Here is a 19,742-nt window from a genome sequence, read left to right as displayed (position 1 = left end):
GGCTTTTAAGCACATTAAAAAAGTCTTCTCACATCGTTAGTGAAAAAACTTTTTGGGGAAAATTTATTTAATAGTGTAGCTTACTTGTTCTGCAATATCGCGGACCTCAGTGATTTTTGTCATAATTGCAAGAATATCACGAGCTGAATAATTAGTTTCAATTTGAAGGCCATTCTTCAAAGTTGATGGGCTACGCAAACTTGAAAATAACTTTTTCTGCAAACTTGAATCCTGCTTTATCTGCGTTAAATTACTGCTATCCTCATCCCAAAGATAATCCAGTAGCGTAATCAAAGCCGCACGCCAAGATGTCACTGAATAACTGGTATCGCCAATAGTAAGTGAAGTTGGTTTTCTACCAGTAATATTGACTTCATCGGTAAGATTATACTCACCAGCTAATACCTGCTCAGCTTGCTTCTCACTATAAACCTTCGGTTTAGGAAAAATCTGCAATAATTCCGCAATTAACCGTTTAGCTCTAGTAGCTATCGCTGTTTCATCCCAATTAAAATAACTTTGCGCAACTTCACGAGTTAAATTAATGTTTGAATCACGGTAAAATTCTTTCTTTTCTGTAAAAGTCCGATTGCTCATTTCTTGGTTGTACTTAGTCAACGTCAAGTTACCCAAGCTGCCACCATATTGCTCATTAACCCGATCCGCATTTGTGACCTGCACACGCCAGTCAGTTGTTAAATGCTGCGGCATAATATGCTCAACTTGCGCATCTTCAAAGTTAATTACTTCTTTAGTGCGACTTTCTTCTAGCATTACGAGAGTTAACTTAGCCATGTTATTACGCAACTTATATAGATTAGTAGTCATCAGACTAGCTTTTAGTTCACTGTCACTTGGAAAAGTATTCTTCAAAAGTCTTAATTCTCGGTCCAATAAATGATCGTCGCCTTCACAAAGCGCCACCACAATCTTATTTAAACCATTTGTCGGTCGACTGCAAATTTTAATCCGAAACAAATAATTCTCAAGTATTGCCACAAGTTCAATAATTTGATCTGAATCGATTTCTTCATCTGCTAGCAATTTCAATAAATATGGATATAAAACCCTGCTGTCCATGACATTAATGTGCAATAAAATTTTATTTAATGCTGGCGACGCAGTATTTGCCTTTAATAACTGTTTGTAAACTCTAGCAAAATTGGTCAGCTCACGTAAAGCACTCTCAGAGCTCAATTGTTTATCATAAAAGAAGTTCTTGTAGGCAGATTCTTTTTTTATATGCTTTTTCAATCAAGTATTAAGAATTCTCATTCTATCCCCCAAATATTTACGCTTCTTGATAAAAAATATGTTCTTTTTCCAACATATTTTTCAGCTCTGCTTTCCAATTATTAGAATGAATAATCCTTCTTTCTTCCAAATGATTTTCTAATATTTCTTTTTTTGTCAACTTCGAAACTTCTTCCCATGATCTATTAAAAATATAGGTTGCATTACCATACATTACAGAATCAAATACATAAATTTTAGCTTTTTTGAATTCATATACTAAATATCCAGTATATCCACCTATGCCTTGATAAATTTTGTCAGGTATAAATCTATTTATGTATTTAAATCTCTCGTCTATTCTCTTACTTTCACTTTTAGAAATAAGTTTTCGACTTTTTCCTTCATTTATTACTTTCCAAATCCTTTCTCCCTTTGGAAGAATTTGCCAATTAACAGTTTCTTTAATAGATTCTATCTTTCGAGATTCTTCATTAATTTCAAAAGTTTCAGCTTCAGAAAATATTTCAAGAAGCAAATTAATTGCAAATTTTATATTATTAAGCTCATTTTTGTTATTTATAAACTTTTTACTAATAATAAGTTTTTTATCGATACATACGAATTTGAAATTCTTAGGACTTTTAAATATTCTAGGATACCTTTCATACGGATCTTCACTTATCCCAGAATGCAAATTTCCACCCCAATCTTTTAAAACCCATTCATGTGTTCTATAAGCTATTTCTTTTGGCTTGCTTTTATCTGGTATAAATTCTCCTACAGTATTTCGCTGCGACATTTTGCCTATATATGGCCTTGGAATAAATAATTTATCACCATTTACCGAATCGAATTTTTCGTTAATTATATTCATAACATTCGAATTTAGTCTTACTCCCAACATAAACTCAGCATCTTGACTTATATCAGATAAATATTTTTCAACTTTTCTTATACGTTTCTTTGTTATTTTCATTATAATACTCCTAACTAAAAATACTTGATTGCTTTCTTATACTCATATTTCTATTCTTCCATTCGTAATTTAGAAATAATCTGATTAACAATTTCTTCAATGGTTTTTAAGTCAACTACAAACCATTCTCTAGGTTGAAGCATTTTTCCATTTGGAGCTGGAATTTCAACATTCAAGCGATACTTTTTTAATGCATGATGAATAGCTGTTTCCAAAGATTCAGGATTTAGATTCACAACTTTCATTTTTTCAACTATTTGGACAGGTGCATATAAATATGTTGACTCATTTTCAGCATTTGCAATTCTTTTTTCAACTGTACCTGCTGTAAAGCCAACCTTATAAAGAGAATGGTTAGACTGAATTTTTCTAACAACAGTATTTGAACTATTGGATTTTAAAATGTAGACATAACCAGTAACATGATCATCTGCAGTAAATTTAAAAGTTGCATCAGGTTCAGTTACTACTTTTCCATGTCTACCGTATAAAGAAGCCATTAGTCCATTTCTTAAAGGGTAATTTTCAGTTCCATTATCATAAATCACATGTAATCGTGCATTCGTCTTTCTCGAATTGTTACCTTTAGTTTTATATTCTTCCCCGACCGCTTCAATGTATAAAAGTTGTCCATTCAACACGTAAAAGCCATGCTCTACCAATTGATTATTTCGAAAAGGTAATAATTGACGAATACCTGAAGTTATTTCTGCTTGAACTTGTTTAAACAAGGATTTGTACTTAGAAAATCCATCCATAATCTTTCTTTTTGAAATTTTATCTGGTTCATTTTCTCGTTCACGTTTCACTTCATCTAATTTTTTAGTAACAAACAATTTTTGATTAACCTTACTTTTATTACTGGAGAATAAAATTGAATTATCACTTAAAATTTCATCTAAACTAGTAAATTTTTGCTTTTCATGCTTAATTTCTGTCTGAATATTTTTTAACGAATTTTTCTTTAGTAAATCTTCTTCATCATATGATTTAAGTAATGCAATTCTATTTTTATCTTTTCGAATACCTTCAAGTCGACTAGCCAACTTACGTTCACTCAGTCTCGATATATCTCTCGTCTTTTCTGGTTCTCTATGATTCTTTTTTACCCAATTTTGAATTTCAATAAAACCTTCAACTTCGGGATCATAAGTAATTGCCTTTTTCTTTTCCTTAGGTACAATTAATTTTTCAAAATCTGGATCATTAAAAATGTCATCTAAAGAGCGAATTAATTTATCAGTCATTTTGAGACCTTCTTGCCCGCAAATCCGCAATCTTGGCCAATGCATATGCCATTCTAACTTCTAAATCATCCTTAGAATCTTTATTAGGTAAACGATCATATTTAGCAGCAAACTCTTTAGCTTTATTATATAAATAAACTAATTCATCATTATCAAAGTCGTATTTATGAGCATCAATAGAACGCTCAATAACTCGCAAAGTATCGGAATCAATACTCTGTGACATAACATCATAAGCACGTTGAAATGGATTAATCTTATCTATCAAATTAATATCTAAACTATCAACATTGATAAATTTATCAGCCATTCGTAAAAATTGATTAGTATTACCTTGACTATCTTTAGTTTGATCAACTTTTGCGTGACGCAAAACAGTATCTGCAACAACATGCTGACGAACTTCTTCCACCTCGTCATTAGATAAATCTGGATAACGCTTCATAATAACTTTAGGAATAAGAACCTTATTCATTATTTCTGGCTCAGCATTAACTGCAATACCTTCCTTAACTTCATTATCTTGTAAAACTGCAGCTTTTAAATCAGGCATATCATTTTCAATAATACTTTCAACTCTAGGAGTAGAAGGCTCTCTAAAGCCACTAATAATAATTTCACTACCATTCTTTGCTTTATCGTTATTATGCTTGCGGCTTTTCAAATGAATTTCTGGTGCTAAAACTTGTTCCATTAATAATGAAGCTGTAATTGCTTTAAGAATTTGGTTAACTGCATATTGTACATCACTATCTTTTGCATCAGGCTGCTCAATCATATTAGTAAACTGCGCATGTGTTTTATTAGAACTATCTCGTGTAACTCTACCAATTATCTGAACAATCTCAGTTAATGAGCGACGATAACCAATAGTTAAAGCTTGTTCAGCCCAAGGCCAATCAAATCCTTCTTTTGCCATATTAAGTGCAATAATAATGTCTAAATCGTCTGGTCCCTTTAAGGTTCTTAAATATTCTTGAACCTTGTCACGACCTTCTTCATTAACCAAATCAGCAACTTTTAATATTTTACCAGTAGCTTTAGCTTTTACTGTATAAATTCCAGTAGCTTCATTTCTGTCAATTATTGTTCCAATAGCATCAATGATTGAATCAACTTCACCATACTTGTCTTTAGTTGATTCACTAGAATTAACACTAGGAATATGTATTATTGTCTTTTTAGACGTGTCTAATGCTTCATCTAAGGCATCTAAATATGATCCTTGATAAAATTTATAATCAATACCAAACGATTTTAAATATTGATAGCCATCGAGCTGTTCATAATAAGTATAATTAATCTTATCAAATTCTTGTTCATCTTCTGGTGAAAGAATCGGTGCTGAATCTCCTCTAAAATAAGAACCAGTCATTGCTAAAATATGAGCAGACGAGTTATGCATGATGTTTTTCAACGCACCGCCAAGAACAGAACTATCTTCTGAAGATACATGATGAAATTCATCAATTGCAACTAGAACATTATCAAACTTATGATCATCAGCAATTTTTTCATAAGCAAAACGTAAAGTCGCATGAGTACAAATCAAAATTTTACTAGTATTATCATCTAGAAACTCAACTAGCTTTTGTACTTTCCCCGCATCACCACCAGGTAAAGTTAAATCATATTGGGAATCAACTTCCCAATCTTCATAAAAACCATACTTAGTAAGATTAGTATTCTTAAAAGAACGTCCAATTGAACGTTCTGGCACAGCAATTATTACCTTTCTAATTCCCTGATTAGCTAATTTATCTAAGGCTACAAACATTAAGGCTCTAGATTTACCAGAAGCAGGTGGTGATTTGACCAAAATATATTTTGAATTACGATGCTGATATACACGAGCCTGCATTTCACGCATACCTAACTCGTTAGTACTGGTACTTTTACCTGTCTGATGATAATTAATTGAAACTACATCTTTATCTTTCATGATCTATACCCTGCTGTTTATCACAATCGGTTAAAAACTTTAAAATTGTATAGCTTAAATTCATAATTAGCCTATTTTCCGATTCATTTAAATTATCTATATGTTTACCATTATTGATATGCTTTACATTATGATTTTGTATTTTGCTATAAATATCCAAGCTATTAATTAGTAGATTTCTAATTTCACTATCACAATTATGATTTTGTAACCAAGTTCCTAAATCATTACTCTGTTTTTCTAATGATTTATCATTTTTCACAAGATGCTTAATTAACAACTCAATAGTTAATCTAGCAGAATCTAACGCTTCTCTATTATTACCTTCATCAAAAAATGAATAACATTTGGACCAAACTTTTTGAATATTTTCAGGATAATCTAATAATATCTGAGCCATTTTAAAACGAGAAGATTTTTCATCATAATTTTCATCAAGCTGATTGATTTTTTGAAGAAGAACCGTGTCAGACTTTACTTCAGTACAATTTCTTAATCCAAGTAAAAAATCCACAATTTGACTACTATGCATCGAAGTTAAATTATTTGATAAAATTTCTAATTTATTTTCATACGAGTCCTCCATCGAATAACTTCTCCAAATTGGAAGATAGTGTAGCCCATAATTATTTGTAAAAAATTTCAGTAACCCAATAATTCGATTAGCCGAAAAAGTATTAGCTAAAATATCCTGAATTTCATCAACTAAAGCAAAATTAAAGTTTTCATTTTCCATCAGTATTTCTCCCCCCAAAAAATTACTGTTTAATTACTTTTCTTGATACATTTTAAGTAATAAACTCAAACGTTCGTTATCATCCTTAAAATCACGATCACTATAAGCTCTATCCACAATGTAATCTAGTTCTTGATGTGCCTTAAGCAATCTCACATTCATAGGCTTAGGATTCTTAGCAGCCAATGGTGAACCATATAAATCTGCTAAAGTGCCGCCTTCCTCTTCACGAATATCTAAAATTTCATAAACTTTATCTTCTATTTCATTTTTTCTTCTAACAGAAAGTTCAGGTATAGGAAATGTATTATAAACAAGTTCTGCAGAATATCTATAACTTGTCCCCAATTTACCAGCAACAGTTCTAATCCATATCATATGAATTTTAGATTCTAAAATACCTAACAACCAAATTGGCGAATCATAAATAACAAAAGTGGCGTATGAAGGGATGATGTCACTATTAATATAACCAATTGGTAAATAATATCGATTTTCTGATGACACAACAGGTATGATCATTGCAGGCTTATTTTTCCATCTAATCTCACCAAACTTGAATGGTGTAGCTGCCGCTTTTCTAGTTACTAATCTTTTACTATCTAATCGATATTTTTCCACATTATCAATTCTTAATTTTACATCCGGTATAGATTTTGCCAATATAATCTGCGATTCTTCAATCCAAAGACAATATTTATATTTACCATTTAAAAAGTCAGACGCACTTATATACTTCTTAAACAATTTTTGAGAAGACGGATTATTATTAACAAAAGTTTTATATTCATCTACTGAAAAAGTAAAATTATTATTATCATATGCAGCGTTGCCTTTTTGTAATTTAGGTAAATTATCATTTCTACTTACTTGTGGCTGGACTACATAAGAACCTCCTGAACTCAAATAAGGACTTATGTTAGAAACGCTTTTTTTAACATATCCCGAATTCTCATATATAGATTTATTAAATTTTTTATTTATATCTTTAATACCTGCTATTGCTACTTCAACTCCTGCTGAATTTTTGGCATTATTACTCCATTTAAACGAAGTATATACAAATGAAATGTCAATACCTAATTTAAAAATAACTGGCCATAAGATTGCCACTTGTTCACCTTGAAAAATTGAATCTGTTGTAACAAAAGCGGCCATTGATATTGTCTTTTTTATAAACTCAGCTGCTTTTTTATACCAAGAGCAAACATAATCTAATTTTTTGTATTTAACATTATCTTTAAAAACCATTTTTAAGTCTAATTTATTATCTTTCGTTTGATTTCTACTGCCAATATAAGGCGGATTTCCAAACAAATAAACTTCATCATCAGCTTTATGAGGCAATATCTCGTTCCAATCTAATCTTAGTGCATTACCACAAATAATGGCACCAGCATGTTGTAAAGGCAAAGTTGGTCTAACTGCATCTGCAATTTCTTCATGAAGTTTTACATTCATTTGGTGTTCAGCAATCCATAATGATAAGCGTGTTACATCACAAGCGAAATCATCAATTTCTATTCCATAAAATTGATCCAGTGTTACAGAAGGAACATACATTGTAGCAATTCCCATATTATTCAATTCCTTGATAATATCTATTTCTAATTGCCGCAATTCTTTGTACGTAATAATTAAGAAATTACCTGAGCCACAGGCAGGGTCCATAAATTTAATATGCCCGATTCGATCATATAATTTTTGTAACTTTTGCTCATTTCCCTTTGCATCTTCAAATGATTTTCTTAAATCATCTAGGAACAACGGTTTTATGACCTTCATAATATTAGGAACAGAAGTATAGTGCATCCCTAAATGACTTCTACTATCTTCACTAGCTACTGCTTGAATCATTGATCCTAAAATATCAGGATTAATTTGATTCCATTCAAGTAATTCACCAGCATCAATAATTAACTTACGAGACTTTTTAGTAAATACTAAAGATTCATGATTAGCTTTGAATAAATCTCCATCAACATAAGGAAAATCATTTAACCAGCTAGGTATATTCTTTGGTCGCTCAGATTTTGGATAATCTAGAACACTGAATAACTGATCGACAAAATTATCAAGATCACTACCATCTTCTTTAGTCAGTTCCTTAATTCTATTAGTGAACAGGTTCTTAGGAAAAATGGTAGTATCTTCAGCAAATAGACAAAATAGCAATCTAATTAAAAAGAGATCTAAGCCTTCTCTTGTAGCACTAGGATTATCCTTAACAATTACATCATATAATTTTGCAAACCGTTCAGCAGCTCGAATATCAGCAGGATTTTCTTTATCAAAATCAGCTTTTTCAATGCCATTCCATGCTAAAAAGAATTCAAATTTTTGTGGTAACTGCTGAAAAGGAATATCCAATGTATCTTTTGTCTTTGTATCATAAGCTAATAGCTGTTTAAAGTTAGTCACAACAATATATCTAGGCTTTGAACCGATTTGATCAACTTTATCCTTAACATCAGTATATGACTGCATTAAGTTTTTATTGTCTATAACTGCCTTGTAGTACAACTTGTTTTTTAAATAAACTTCGTTATCGTCTTTGGCTAAATTATTAATTCCTTTGCGAAGTTTAGTTATAGTTGCTTTAGGAATATTATACATACTCAAAAAATCATAAATAAAGGTGTCATGATCATCTTTATCTATGATTTTTGTAAGTTTATCTTCTATTTCAGTTATTAGCATTAATTGTCTCCTGCGCTTTAATATAATAGTCTTCATTATCTATTATACTAGACTATCAGTATTAGAGTACATATCCTCATGCCTGAATTTAATTAACAATTATTGCCTTCTTAATTATGAGATGCTTTATCCATTTTTTTCACAATAAATTGCGAAGTTTTCTTTTTAATTATTAGAGACTCAATTTGATTTTTTTCAAATTCTTTTCCAGTACCAATTTTAACTTTATGCTTGTATGACTTAATCTCTCTATCTGAAGTTTTAATTTCTTCTTGTATTTTTCCTATTTCATCTAATAGTCCTTCTTCAACAAGCTCTTTTTCACTATTATTTTTAAAAACCACCACACAATCAGAAAACTTTTGAATTTCATTATCATCAGGAGATATTTCTTTGCTTCCTGAAAATATCATTTTTTCAAATTTAAAAGCTAGAGAATCCATTAACATATAATTATATAATAAATTCTCATTATAATTACATTCTAATATGCTTGTCTCAGGTATTACTGATAAAAATCCTGATCCATCTAAGAAACCTCCATCAAGTTCAGTAACAATTACATTTCTATATTTAAAAATCAATTTTACCCAACTTAAATTTGATCTAAATTGATCTAAAGAAAACGAATCAGCTTTTATATATGAATCCCTATTTTCTGGTCGTTCAATATATATACAATAATCTGGTTCAATATCATACATAAATCCACTATTTTCTTCATATTCGAAATATTCCCAATTATTAATATCTTCTAATTTCATTTTATATTTATCAATTATCTTTAGATCTAAGCCAAATCTTTTTTTCCACAAATCGCTAACTAAGTAATCTTTTGCCGTAGAGTTTATTGCCGTATTTGTATCATTTACTCTTGTAAAAATTTGACCAGCATGGATAACTTTCTTACATTTTTTCATTTGCTTATTTTGTTCTAAATATACTGGAACCATGTCAGTATTTTTAATTATTAAGACATCAACTTCATGTTCTTCAAAGATAAGGGTTTCAACCTTAACTTCTGGAATTCTATTAGTAGCAATTGGTAAAGAATTTATCTTATCAGTTAATTTTTGCGTATTTAAGCGATTTTCATCATTCTCAATGCCAATTACTCTATGCTCTTTATCTGTTACTCCAAAAATCAAGTAACAATCCTTATGGTGCCTAGTATTTACAAAGCTAAAAATGTCTTTAATCATTTCATCTCTTTTTTCAGGAATATACCATTCTTGCTTAAAGTCATGATATTCATCTTCAGGCATATTTAGTTCATATTCAATTATTTCTCTTAAATACATTAAACTTACCTCGATTAATTTTTAATGCTTACTTCCCTAAAAATCAACATACTTACCTATTAAATATTCTAAATTAACCAAAGGTACTGACAGAGTCTTAGCTGTATAATATTCAATCTTGGTAATTTCGCCAGTTTGACTTTTACAGTTTGGTCCCACTGGCACCCAAGCCATATCTCCTATCTGATAATCATCATTATCAGCTAAAAACTGCCTATACCGACTATCTTTTCCATATAAGCAACAGTACACAACATATATTTCGCACTTTTAGGATCGACATAATTATATTTTTCAGGACTTAGAACATCTATGCTGGCACTAGACCTTACATATTCATTTAAGTATTTAACTAACTTGTAATAATCCTGTGGCAATCCATTTTTATCAAATCTGCCTGAAATTATTTTTTGTGGCTTCTCTGTATAATCAACTGTAATAATGTAATTTTGATCTACAATTACTGCACTATTAGGGCAATTATCAGTATCATCGAACAAATCAATCAAATCTAATTTTCTAAAAATTATCGCGATTTGACGATCATGATAACTCTGCACTTCTTTCCTACCTAAAAAGGATTTAAAAATCTTAAAGCTATGCTTCCTACGATCTAATATTAAATGTTCTACGCATAATACTTCTTGGCTGCTTTTAAAATTAATAGAAGAATTATAGTCAATTTCAATTCTAGTAATCTTATTTGTTCTTCTTCTGCCATCAAACAAAACATAGGATTTTACTCCAACTTGCTTTCTAACATAGTCAGAAATATCCGTAAACTTCATACTAAAGTTTCCAGCAAGTAATTCTTTACCTTCAAAGCCATATATCAGCTGCCAACTACCAGTTTCATTATTAGATTGCTTGATATTTTGCTTGATAAAGTATGACAAAATTTTTGCTATCACCTGCTTGGCCTTAGCTTTTTTAATAACATAATTTTTACGAAAATCATTTTTCAAATCCTGATTAGGGCCAGCATATGTACTACTAACAAAAGTAATATAGCCATCATTCTCAATCGTGACAATTTGCTGCACTTCATCCCCAAGTTGCGGAACATAATGTAGCGAAGTTCGATCAGAACAAATAGTTATGCGCTTTAAGTCACCACTCACCTTCCCATTCTCCCTCATTACTAATAATGTGCTTGGTCTTTTCAATTGGAAATGGTCCTTTTTTACGCCTTAAATATTCCACTTTAGTGACTATTCCATGCAGTTCATGATCATCGTCTCCAACCGGCACAACAACGCAATCACCTACTGAAATATTTTTGTCGTCAGATAGATAATAATAGCTCGGCGAATTTTTCTGCAGTCGCACACTACAAAAGATATAGTCACCATGATGCTTGCTAGGGCGGCCAAAGTACAGATGATCAAGTAAGCCACCTTGACCATGATAATTAATAAAGTGCCGCAATCGTTCTACAAAATCTGGATAATCATCTGGCAATCCATCTTCAGTAAAATCGCCTTTGATTACTCGAGGTTGCGCATGTTGATACGATATCGTAAAGCGATAATGATTGTTTCTATCAAAGTAATTACTGCCGCCACTTGCAAACAGCGCCTCAGGATCAAGACTGTCTAGAAGATTGGTCACGCTACTATTCAAGCGAAATTTTTGTTCAACTCTATTACCATTACTGGATTTTTGAAAATATGTAAGAGTTTTTGTTTTTCGATCAATTGACAGTTTTTCATGATAATGCAGCCAAAAAGGCTTATGATTAGCTGTCTTGATAAAATTAATCTTGTCATTGCGATGATAATCAAGACAAATTATGTCTATTTTATCTGGCTTCTTACCACCATCAAAAGCTGCAAGCTCAGGCATTTTTAAGGCTATCCGCAATAATTTAGACCAGCTAGATTTTTCTTCTCCAAAACTATCTAACGATCCAGAAAACGTAAATGTCTGACCAGCTGTATTTGTGAGTTCTAACTGCCAGTTCCCCACATCTGTAGTCACAATTTCATCATGAATTTGTTTAAAATAATTCGCTAGCATCCACAGAATATGCTGAGCAGTATCTTGATTTATCTTAAAATTTCTTTTTTGAGCCTTAGTGTAAGTCTTGGCCATAACATCATAATTATAAGCAGTAAATTGAACATTACCATATTCATCAAGATTCAAGACTTGTTTGCTTTGCGTGTTATCTTGAAAGTTAAGACCTAAAAGATTTGAATTCAGCTCCATCTGCCTGATCTGCCCATAAAAAAGTCTCGAATCATTAACAGTTAAGTTCCACAATTGTGTTAAGGCAATCAGGAACCAAGATCTATTCTCAAATTTAAGAATTTGTTGCGCCTGATTATTTTCCAAATTATGAAAATATTGCCAGCGCGCAAAAATAAGTGAGCCTAACTGACTAACATCAGTGATTTTGCTTACAGTCTTAGCCAGCGCTTGATAATCAAAAATTGCATCTCCATATTTAAGCACTAAACCTGCACTATTTATCTTAAAGCCCAAACGATCACAATCATTATAGAAATTAAAATCAATTAATTCATGATAATCAATATCTGGATCACTAAAGTTTTTCCGCCATCTATCAGCGAATTCATGTAACTGCTCAAGATACTTCATTATTATGCACCTCGATTTTAAAGCTAACTATATTACCATTATAGACCACCTTATTTTTTAGTTATAGGTACCAATGTATTTAAACTATAAAGTATTTTTTATCTTAAGCTCTATAATATTTTTTAGTAAATAAGTAAATTAAGTTTTATTTACGTTGTTGTCTCTTCTTAAATACTATATATAATGATCGCTTATTGTAGTCTACACTCAGTTCTTAATATACTTAACTTTGGGTAGAAAAAAAGCCTACCAAACAAGAATTAATTTTCCTACTTAATAGGCTCCTATAAATATTATCAATTATTACTTACCTAGTTGTTTTAGATATTTACTACCATTAACTTCATAGTTATATTTATGTTTCAATTTGTTACGTGTATAAACTTGAAAATATCCCATATTGTAGTAGCTCTTCATTACACGTTTACCATGTATCTTCCGTTTTGACAGCCAATTAACGCCAACTTCCTGATAATGAAATTTAAATTTATTGAAATTATAAACTTTACCGCCTTGTTCTTGACTTTGGGTTACGTATAACTTTTTAACGCCTTTTTTATTACTGCTACAAATTGTTTTTCCATTTATTATATAAGCGTGCTTAGTAATTTTTACATGAGTCCATTTATTGTTGCCCTCATACTTATACCAGTTTCCTCTTAATTCAGTTGGTGTAGCATTATGCCCTACATACTTAGCCTGAACCTTTGTCAAATTTATTGATCCAATAATTACCAGCACTATTGCTGTGATCATTACACTCAATAATTTTCTAGCTTTCATTGTAAAACCCACTTTCATAATAATTATTTCAATTAATTATACTTTTTTCAGTAAGCGCTAGCAATATTGATTAATAAATTAGCAGGAAATCACCATGCCATTATAGACTAATCTAGGTGCTCTTTAGTTTTTAGTTATAACTAATAATTAAGATGCATAAAATCAATGTGAAATCTATTTTATTCTTCTAATCCTTCATCAAAATAATCTTCGACACTCACATTAACTACATCTTTATCTTGCAACTCTACTGGCAACTTAGTAAATAAATATTTGTAGCAAGTATGTTTATCAAAGATTGCAGAACGATCAGCCAAACGCGCAACTGTTTGCTTAACCTTGAATTGATCGCGCCATTTGCATTCACCAATCAATAATTTTTTACTATCCAACGATTCCACAACTACATCAATTTCTTGGACGTTGCCCTTTTTATCTTTGCCCCACCATTTGCCAAAAGTCTTAGCAATAAATGGCAGTTGCTTGGCCATATTCATTCTTCGTAAGTATTGTCTAGTAATTTCTTCAAAAATTGGTCCAACAAAATCACTTAAATCCTGCATTGCAGCCATAGAATAAATCGTGCCATTGCCTTGCTCAATTTCATCCCGCACACTAAAAACATACCGATACCAGAAAGCTAAGAAGTTCTCAGTTATCTGATACTGACTAGTTTTACGCTTGAGTGGATTTGCACCAAATGGGACAATTCGCTCAACATAATTAAGTTCGCGTAAAGTTACTAAATATCGAGATGCCACACTGCTCTCTAAACGCGTGAAGCCAACAATTTCATTCAGTGTGTTAGCTCCACTAGCAATTGCCTGCAGCACCGAATTATAATTGGCTGGCTCCCGAAATTCCTGCTTCATGAGCAAAGTTCCTTCATTAAATAAATAACCAGTCATCTTAAAAAATAGGTTGGTTATATTTTGGTGAAAACTTAACTTAGGATTGATCAATGACAGGTAGTATGGGGTGCCACCCACGCACGCGTAATATTTAATTTTATCTTCACTACTAACAGCAGGATAAAATTTAGCAGCATCGTAATAATCTAATGGATTAACTTTTAATTGTCCAGTTCTTCTACCAAATAATGGGCTCTTTTTACCTAAAACCTGATTTTCCATAAAACTCATTGACGACCCACACAAAATCAAGAAAATATTGCTTTGCTTAAATTGATAATCAATAATATGTTGCAAAATCGAATTCAGCGACTTATTAGCTGTTGCCGCATACGGATACTCATCAATTACTAAAACTAAATGTGATTGGGCAAATTTTTCATCAATTATTGCAAATAATTCTTCCCAATCCGTTACGGTCGGAAAATTATTAATTCCAAGCTTCTCACCTAAAATTCGCGAAAACTTTTGTAAATTAAGTGAATCATTTACTTCCTCAGCTGGGAAAAATAACGAGTTTTTGCCCTTAATGAACTCATTCAGCAATGCAGTTTTACCAATTCTTCTTCTGCCATAGACAATTGCCATTTGAAATCTATTCTGCTCATACATTCTTCTAAGGCAGCTAATTCTTTTTTACGTCCAACAAACATTATTTACTCCTGCAAATTATACTAATTTAGATTATTATAATCTAAATTAGTATAATTAAAAAGTAAGCTTTATTTTTTAGTCAAAAAGATACTAATCTAAATTATCATAATCTAGATTAGTATCTTTAATTTATTATTCTACTCTCTCTACCACTTTATAGCTCTTAATTTAGTTAGTAAATCTAAAAATTCATTTTTAAGTATTTCAACCTTAGTACTACCAGAACTAGTCATCTTCGACTTAGTTAGGTTTATTTCCCATTTTTCAGAATTATTCCCACGATATATCCAAACCAATCCATTTGTATACAAGTTTTTATAAATATGAGAATGTTTCTTACTTATATCATTTCCTTGCCCAATAAATTGTGGATCATTACTTGAAATTTTCGTGTATGGTGCTTTTACTTCAATAAAACCATATGCTTTGTCACTATTAGTAACGTTTCCATACTCAAAATCATTTGAAACAACTGCCAAATCAGAAAAACCACCCTCAGTGTTAAGCCTTGGTTCATTATCACTCGTTATACTATCAATAGCACATAAAGTTAATCCATAATTCGTAATAATTTCATCAAGTACGTTGAAAGCAATTATTTCAATACCCGTTTCAATTCTACTTTTTGTTATTACATCATTTAGTTTTTTTTCGTAATATTTGTAGTTCATCATTTATATTTATTCCACCTTTACCTCATTAGTTTCTGTACGTGACAATTTAAAAGAATTGCCAAGATTATCTATGTGCCTAACAAATCTTTTTTTAAGCCAACCTTCACTCTTTACCCCTCCAGCGTTTACGCAAAGACTTAATACTTGTGACAGATTCACTAGTATCATTAATCAATCCTAATTCTTCTGCTTTAGCAACACTCATTGCATTTTCTACTTCTTTAGGTAACCCATCTGCAGAGTTTAAGCTATCTTCTGCCATAATTTTGTCCTCTTTTATCACAAATCATTCTTGCAAGTCACATATAAAAAATATTTCTTAACCCGCATATATTTTTCAATTTAGAGTAACCCTAATAATTTTGCTGCTGTCTCAAATACTTCTTCATCTGACCGTTTACCAACACAAACAATATCAATGATTTGAATTGATTCATTACTTTCCTTAAAAATAATCCTCAAGCCAAGTCGACGCATTTTTATTTCCCGACACATTGATAAATCATATTTTTTCTTTGCGAGTGGCTTACCAGCTTGTAAGCCACGCTCTTGAATTTTAACTAAACCCTTTTTAACTTGAATTTTTTGTGAACCATCAAGTTTGCGATACTCTTCAGCTGCCTCTTTAAACCAAGATAATTGATACATCCCCAAGCATTACTCCCATTCATCCGAAAGTTGCTCTAGGCCTTGCTCCCAATCTTTGCCAAGAACTTCTTCATTAGACAAATGTGGTTCATTCTTTTTCGCCAAACGTTCAGCAACCTTTTTTTGATATGTTTCTTCCGCCGCGTTGTCAACAATCTGCCCCGCCTTTTCAACTAGATCAATAATCTTGTTATACTGGTCAATATCTAGCATGACGCCAACTTCTTTATTGTTGTTCAACACATAGACTGGTGCTTGATTGTCTTTTGACAACGAAAAAGCCTTCATTGGTGCCTTTTTGACATCAGAAATCGAAGTTAAAGGTACATTTATTTTTTTCGCTAGCATCATTGTTCATCCTCCTGTAGTACTTTTAATCGTACTAATTATAACACTAAAAATAAAAATTCAGATACTAAAAAAGTGCAATGAAATTTTTTACTTTCATTGCACTTTTTTCTATTTTCTCGTTAACACCGTAACTGCTTCGACATGTGGCGTTTGTGGGAACATATCAACAGGATCAATCCGGTTGAAGTCGTAACCCAGCTTTTGGAATTCTTGCAAGTCGCGCACAAGCGTTGCGGGGTTGCATGAGATATATACAATCTTCTTCGGACCGGTCTTAACCGCACCAGCAATAAATTCTGGCGTCAAGCCCTTTCTTGGTGGATCAACGAAAATCACGTCGCTGGTAATTCCCTTATCAGCCCAATGTGGCATTAAGTCTTCGGCCTTGCCAACAAAGTACTTAGCATTGTGAATATCGTTCATTTCAGCGTTGTCATTGGCATCCTTAACGGCATCCCGCACAACTTCAATCCCGCGCACACTCTTCACGTGCTTGGCAACACTCAAGCCAATCGTTCCGATACCAGAATAAGCATCGATCACTGTATCAGTTGGTTGCAGGTCAGCTTGCTTAATTGCCAAGTCGTACAATCTTGGTGTTTGCAGCGAGTTAATTTGGAAGAAACTCTCTGGTGAAATTCTGAACTTAACATCACCAATTTGGTCAACAATCTGCGGCTTACCAAATATTAAGTAGTCAGCCTTACCCAAAATAACATTTGTCTTCTTCGGGTTGTAATTCAAGACTAAGCTTGTAACACCCTCGATTTTCTTGATTTCTGAGGCAATTTTTTCTAATTGAGGGAAATCCTTGTGCAGACAAACCAAGATGACCATCAGTTCACCATTAGCCTTACTACGGCGCACATCAAGATAGCGCACCTCGCCCTTATTATGAATTTCATCATAAGCTGGTACCTTGCTGGCACGCAAAATGTCACGAACGGCAACCAAAACGCGGTCAATTTCGGGATCGGTCGTAAAGAAATTAGTCAATGGCACCAAGTCGTGTGAATGCCGTCTGAAAAAGCCAATCTCCAATTGTCCGTTAACTGTCCGCACCGGCACCTGCGCCTTGTTACGATAGCCTGTCTCTTCTGGACTTGGCAAAGTCTGACCGACTTCAACATTGTCCAAATGAGCCTTTTGCAACAAGTTGACCACCTGATTACGCTTGAATTCCAACTGTTTGTCATACTTAATGTGGGCCAGTGATGCCAGCCCAGTTTGCACCCACTGGTTAAGCTTGATATTTACCCGGTCAGGGCTTTCCTTAATAATCTTTTCGATTTTGGCAAAAGCGAACCGCTTCTTGACCTTTAAGATTTTGGCACTAACCGTTTCACCTGGCAGCGCATTGGTGACGAAGACCGTCATCCCTTCATAATGCGCTACTCCCATTGCCTCGTAAGATAAGTCGGTGATTTCTAAGTCGATAATTTGATTTTTTTCCATCTTTCGTCCTTTTTTACAAACACTGATTAACATCTCTATTTTACAGGAAAATGCGAGAAAAGTATTGCGATAGCATAAAAAATATTTTTTCTATATAAAAGATAGATTTTTCTAGTAATTTTATAGCTTTTATATATAATATAGTTAAGATTAATAGATGGAGGAACCAAAAATGACCAAAATTAGTCAAGTAAATTTTAAAATTCCTGAAGAAGAGAAAAAAGAGGTTACTGCAATTTTTAAATATTATGGTCTTGACTTAAGTACAGGAATAAAAATGTATCTTAAAGAAGTGCAACATACAAAAAGTATTCCCTTAAAATTACGGCCAGTTACGGAACTTACTCAAGCTATTCAAGAAGCGGAAAACCAAGATTATGCTGGCAGCTATAACTCAATTAATGATTTTATTAAGGCAATGAATAGTGAAGATTAATCCTACCAAGCGGTTTAAAAGATCTTATAAATATTATGCTAAAAAACATTATCCAATGAACAAAATCATTGATTGCCTTAAAGCTATTCAAGAAAATAATCAATTATTTTTAAAAGTACATAAAGATCATAAATTATTTAAAAATTTTCGTGAATTACATATTGACCGCCAATATAATGATGATTGGTTATTAATCTATAGTTTCGATAACAAAAAGAAAGAGTTAATTTTAGTATTAATCGATTTAGGTACGCATGATAATTTAAACAGATTAGTCTAGATTTATCTCCTTTTACTTCACTAGGTAGCCTAATTGTGTTAATTTAGTAACAAGTCAAACCAAATAGAAAGGAAATTCTTATGAATAATTTTGATACTAATCCAGAGCAACGGCGGCAAATCCGCAGCATCTCTGACACTAACAGTTTTTTAACTAAAATGTACGCCTTGATGGGCGTGGCAGTTCTGGTTTCCGCTCTTGCCTCTTACCTGACGATGACCGTCTTTAGAAGTGCGGTCATGCAAATGCCGGTGGCAATGATGTGGGTAATCTTGCTGGTTCCTTTTGCCTTATCAATGGGCATTAGCTTCAAGGCTAATCGCAATCCTCTAGCCAGCTTCATCATGTTAATGATTTTAGCAGTGATTTATGGTTTTGAATTTGCCCTAATTGCCGGCTTTTACACAGGGACGCAGCTGACAACAGCCTTTGTTTCCTCAAGCGTCGTCTTCATTGCAATGGCTGCCTTTGGCACTTTTACCAAAAAGGACCTAACTAACTGGGGCGCGTATTTCGGTGCCGCACTGTTTGGCTTTTTCATCGCATGGATAGTTAACCTGTTTTTGCATAATCCAGCAATTACTTACATCTTTTCCTTCATTGGTGTAATTATCTTCACTGGTTTAGTTGCCAGCGATGCCAACAAGATGAAGCTAATTTACAACAATTATGGCAATCAGGTTTCAACCAACGGTCTGGCCGTCTTAGGTGCCTTGCAACTCTACCTTGACTTTATTAACATTTTCCTCTTTATTTTGGAAATTTTTGGTTACGGTAATAACAACAATTAATTTTTATTCACTAATTT

Annotated in this window: 20 protein-coding genes; 3 read left to right on the top strand and 17 right to left on the bottom strand. The window is 32.4% G+C overall.

Annotated elements, in window-relative coordinates; all coding sequences use genetic code 11:
- Window positions 1-63: 63 nt before the first annotated feature.
- The 17 genes from PT287_RS07490 to rlmD form a co-directional block, all read right to left on the bottom strand.
- The gene (locus tag PT287_RS07490) at window positions 64-1,254 is read right to left on the bottom strand and encodes an HNH endonuclease family protein (protein WP_277133844.1); all 1,191 of its coding nucleotides are present in this window, start codon (window positions 1,252-1,254) and stop codon (window positions 64-66) included.
- Window positions 1,255-1,291: 37 nt separating this feature from the next.
- A complete protein-coding gene (locus PT287_RS07485; RefSeq protein ID WP_277133843.1) occupies window positions 1,292-2,212 on the bottom strand; it encodes a hypothetical protein in 921 nt (306 codons plus the stop codon).
- A gap of 50 nt (window positions 2,213-2,262) precedes the next feature.
- Window positions 2,263-3,459, bottom strand: coding sequence for a GIY-YIG nuclease family protein (locus tag PT287_RS07480; protein WP_277133842.1), 1,197 nt, complete (start codon window positions 3,457-3,459; stop codon window positions 2,263-2,265).
- Complete coding sequence (locus tag PT287_RS07475; protein WP_277133840.1) at window positions 3,452-5,401, bottom strand: DEAD/DEAH box helicase; 1,950 nt, start codon at window positions 5,399-5,401, stop codon at window positions 3,452-3,454. The genes PT287_RS07480 and PT287_RS07475 overlap by 8 nt, the downstream gene beginning before the upstream one ends.
- Window positions 5,391-6,137 carry a hypothetical protein gene (locus PT287_RS07470; protein ID WP_277133839.1) on the bottom strand — a complete coding sequence of 249 codons (747 nt, stop codon included), beginning with the start codon at window positions 6,135-6,137 and terminating at the stop codon, window positions 5,391-5,393. The genes PT287_RS07475 and PT287_RS07470 overlap by 11 nt, the downstream gene beginning before the upstream one ends.
- Before the next feature lie 33 nt (window positions 6,138-6,170).
- The gene (locus PT287_RS07465; RefSeq protein WP_277133837.1) at window positions 6,171-8,837 is read right to left on the bottom strand and encodes a DNA methyltransferase; all 2,667 of its coding nucleotides are present in this window, start codon (window positions 8,835-8,837) and stop codon (window positions 6,171-6,173) included.
- 110 nt (window positions 8,838-8,947) lie between these two features.
- The gene (locus PT287_RS07460; protein WP_277133834.1) at window positions 8,948-10,138 is read right to left on the bottom strand and encodes an ATP-binding protein; all 1,191 of its coding nucleotides are present in this window, start codon (window positions 10,136-10,138) and stop codon (window positions 8,948-8,950) included.
- A gap of 36 nt (window positions 10,139-10,174) precedes the next feature.
- Window positions 10,175-10,303 (bottom strand): hypothetical protein, encoded by a 129-nt coding sequence (locus PT287_RS07455; RefSeq protein ID WP_277133832.1) that lies wholly within the window; start codon window positions 10,301-10,303, stop codon window positions 10,175-10,177.
- 38 nt (window positions 10,304-10,341) lie between these two features.
- The gene (locus PT287_RS07450; RefSeq protein WP_277133830.1) at window positions 10,342-11,259 is read right to left on the bottom strand and encodes a hypothetical protein; all 918 of its coding nucleotides are present in this window, start codon (window positions 11,257-11,259) and stop codon (window positions 10,342-10,344) included.
- Window positions 11,249-12,742 (bottom strand): hypothetical protein, encoded by a 1,494-nt coding sequence (locus PT287_RS07445; RefSeq protein WP_277133828.1) that lies wholly within the window; start codon window positions 12,740-12,742, stop codon window positions 11,249-11,251. The genes PT287_RS07450 and PT287_RS07445 overlap by 11 nt, the downstream gene beginning before the upstream one ends.
- A gap of 303 nt (window positions 12,743-13,045) precedes the next feature.
- On the bottom strand, window positions 13,046-13,525 hold the full coding sequence (locus PT287_RS07440; protein WP_277133826.1) for a hypothetical protein: 480 nt from the start codon (window positions 13,523-13,525) through the stop codon (window positions 13,046-13,048).
- A 179-nt stretch (window positions 13,526-13,704) separates the two neighbouring features.
- On the bottom strand, window positions 13,705-15,066 hold the full coding sequence (locus PT287_RS10095) for an ATP-binding protein (RefSeq protein WP_277133969.1): 1,362 nt from the start codon (window positions 15,064-15,066) through the stop codon (window positions 13,705-13,707).
- A gap of 170 nt (window positions 15,067-15,236) precedes the next feature.
- Window positions 15,237-15,764 carry a hypothetical protein gene (locus tag PT287_RS07430; RefSeq protein ID WP_277133825.1) on the bottom strand — a complete coding sequence of 176 codons (528 nt, stop codon included), beginning with the start codon at window positions 15,762-15,764 and terminating at the stop codon, window positions 15,237-15,239.
- 103 nt (window positions 15,765-15,867) lie between these two features.
- Window positions 15,868-16,026: a hypothetical protein gene (locus PT287_RS07425; RefSeq protein ID WP_277133824.1), complete on the bottom strand. Its 159-nt coding sequence runs from the start codon at window positions 16,024-16,026 to the stop codon at window positions 15,868-15,870.
- A gap of 80 nt (window positions 16,027-16,106) precedes the next feature.
- Complete coding sequence (locus PT287_RS07420; protein WP_277133823.1) at window positions 16,107-16,412, bottom strand: addiction module toxin RelE; 306 nt, start codon at window positions 16,410-16,412, stop codon at window positions 16,107-16,109.
- Between the two features lie 9 nt (window positions 16,413-16,421).
- Window positions 16,422-16,763 carry a type II toxin-antitoxin system Phd/YefM family antitoxin gene (locus tag PT287_RS07415; protein WP_277133822.1) on the bottom strand — a complete coding sequence of 114 codons (342 nt, stop codon included), beginning with the start codon at window positions 16,761-16,763 and terminating at the stop codon, window positions 16,422-16,424.
- A gap of 108 nt (window positions 16,764-16,871) precedes the next feature.
- Window positions 16,872-18,218: a 23S rRNA (uracil(1939)-C(5))-methyltransferase RlmD gene (gene rlmD, locus PT287_RS07410; RefSeq protein ID WP_277133821.1), complete on the bottom strand. Its 1,347-nt coding sequence runs from the start codon at window positions 18,216-18,218 to the stop codon at window positions 16,872-16,874.
- A gap of 172 nt (window positions 18,219-18,390) precedes the next feature.
- Here rlmD and PT287_RS07405 point away from each other — a divergent pair, with 172 nt between their 5' ends.
- The 3 genes from PT287_RS07405 (at window position 18,391) to PT287_RS07395 (ending at window position 19,725) form a co-directional block, all read left to right on the top strand.
- The gene (locus PT287_RS07405) at window positions 18,391-18,654 is read left to right on the top strand and encodes a type II toxin-antitoxin system RelB/DinJ family antitoxin (RefSeq protein ID WP_277133820.1); all 264 of its coding nucleotides are present in this window, start codon (window positions 18,391-18,393) and stop codon (window positions 18,652-18,654) included.
- Window positions 18,644-18,934, top strand: a complete 291-nt coding sequence (locus PT287_RS07400; protein ID WP_277133819.1) for a type II toxin-antitoxin system YafQ family toxin — start codon at window positions 18,644-18,646, stop codon at window positions 18,932-18,934. Before PT287_RS07405 ends, PT287_RS07400 begins: the two co-directional genes overlap by 11 nt.
- 80 nt (window positions 18,935-19,014) lie before the next feature.
- The gene (locus PT287_RS07395) at window positions 19,015-19,725 is read left to right on the top strand and encodes a Bax inhibitor-1/YccA family protein (RefSeq protein WP_277133818.1); all 711 of its coding nucleotides are present in this window, start codon (window positions 19,015-19,017) and stop codon (window positions 19,723-19,725) included.
- The last annotated feature ends 17 nt before the right edge of the window (window positions 19,726-19,742 follow it).

The organism is Lactobacillus sp. ESL0679 (genome assembly GCF_029433515.1).
In the GTDB taxonomy this organism is placed as follows: Bacteria; Bacillota; Bacilli; order Lactobacillales; family Lactobacillaceae; genus Lactobacillus.
This window is presented reverse-complemented; position numbering and strand designations above follow the sequence as displayed.

Bases quoted from the DNA above. Each gene is read 5' to 3' on its own strand.
- PT287_RS07485 (WP_277133843.1), bottom strand. From the start codon at position 2,212: ATGAAAATAACAAAGAAACGTATAAGAAAAGTTGAAAAATATTTATCT.
- PT287_RS07480 (WP_277133842.1), bottom strand. From the start codon at position 3,459: ATGACTGATAAATTAATTCGCTCTTTAGATGACATTTTTAATGATCCA.
- PT287_RS07475 (WP_277133840.1), bottom strand. From the start codon at position 5,401: ATGAAAGATAAAGATGTAGTTTCAATTAATTATCATCAGACAGGTAAA.
- PT287_RS07470 (WP_277133839.1), bottom strand. From the start codon at position 6,137: ATGGAAAATGAAAACTTTAATTTTGCTTTAGTTGATGAAATTCAGGAT.
- PT287_RS07465 (WP_277133837.1), bottom strand. From the start codon at position 8,837: ATGCTAATAACTGAAATAGAAGATAAACTTACAAAAATCATAGATAAA.
- PT287_RS07460 (WP_277133834.1), bottom strand. From the start codon at position 10,138: ATGTATTTAAGAGAAATAATTGAATATGAACTAAATATGCCTGAAGAT.
- PT287_RS07445 (WP_277133828.1), bottom strand. From the start codon at position 12,742: ATGAAGTATCTTGAGCAGTTACATGAATTCGCTGATAGATGGCGGAAA.
- PT287_RS07440 (WP_277133826.1), bottom strand. From the start codon at position 13,525: ATGAAAGCTAGAAAATTATTGAGTGTAATGATCACAGCAATAGTGCTG.
- PT287_RS07430 (WP_277133825.1), bottom strand. From the start codon at position 15,764: ATGATGAACTACAAATATTACGAAAAAAAACTAAATGATGTAATAACA.
- PT287_RS07425 (WP_277133824.1), bottom strand. From the start codon at position 16,026: ATGGCAGAAGATAGCTTAAACTCTGCAGATGGGTTACCTAAAGAAGTA.
- PT287_RS07420 (WP_277133823.1), bottom strand. From the start codon at position 16,412: ATGTATCAATTATCTTGGTTTAAAGAGGCAGCTGAAGAGTATCGCAAA.
- PT287_RS07415 (WP_277133822.1), bottom strand. From the start codon at position 16,763: ATGATGCTAGCGAAAAAAATAAATGTACCTTTAACTTCGATTTCTGAT.
- rlmD (WP_277133821.1), bottom strand. From the start codon at position 18,218: ATGGAAAAAAATCAAATTATCGACTTAGAAATCACCGACTTATCTTAC.
- PT287_RS07405 (WP_277133820.1), top strand. From the start codon at position 18,391: ATGACCAAAATTAGTCAAGTAAATTTTAAAATTCCTGAAGAAGAGAAA.
- PT287_RS07395 (WP_277133818.1), top strand. From the start codon at position 19,015: ATGAATAATTTTGATACTAATCCAGAGCAACGGCGGCAAATCCGCAGC.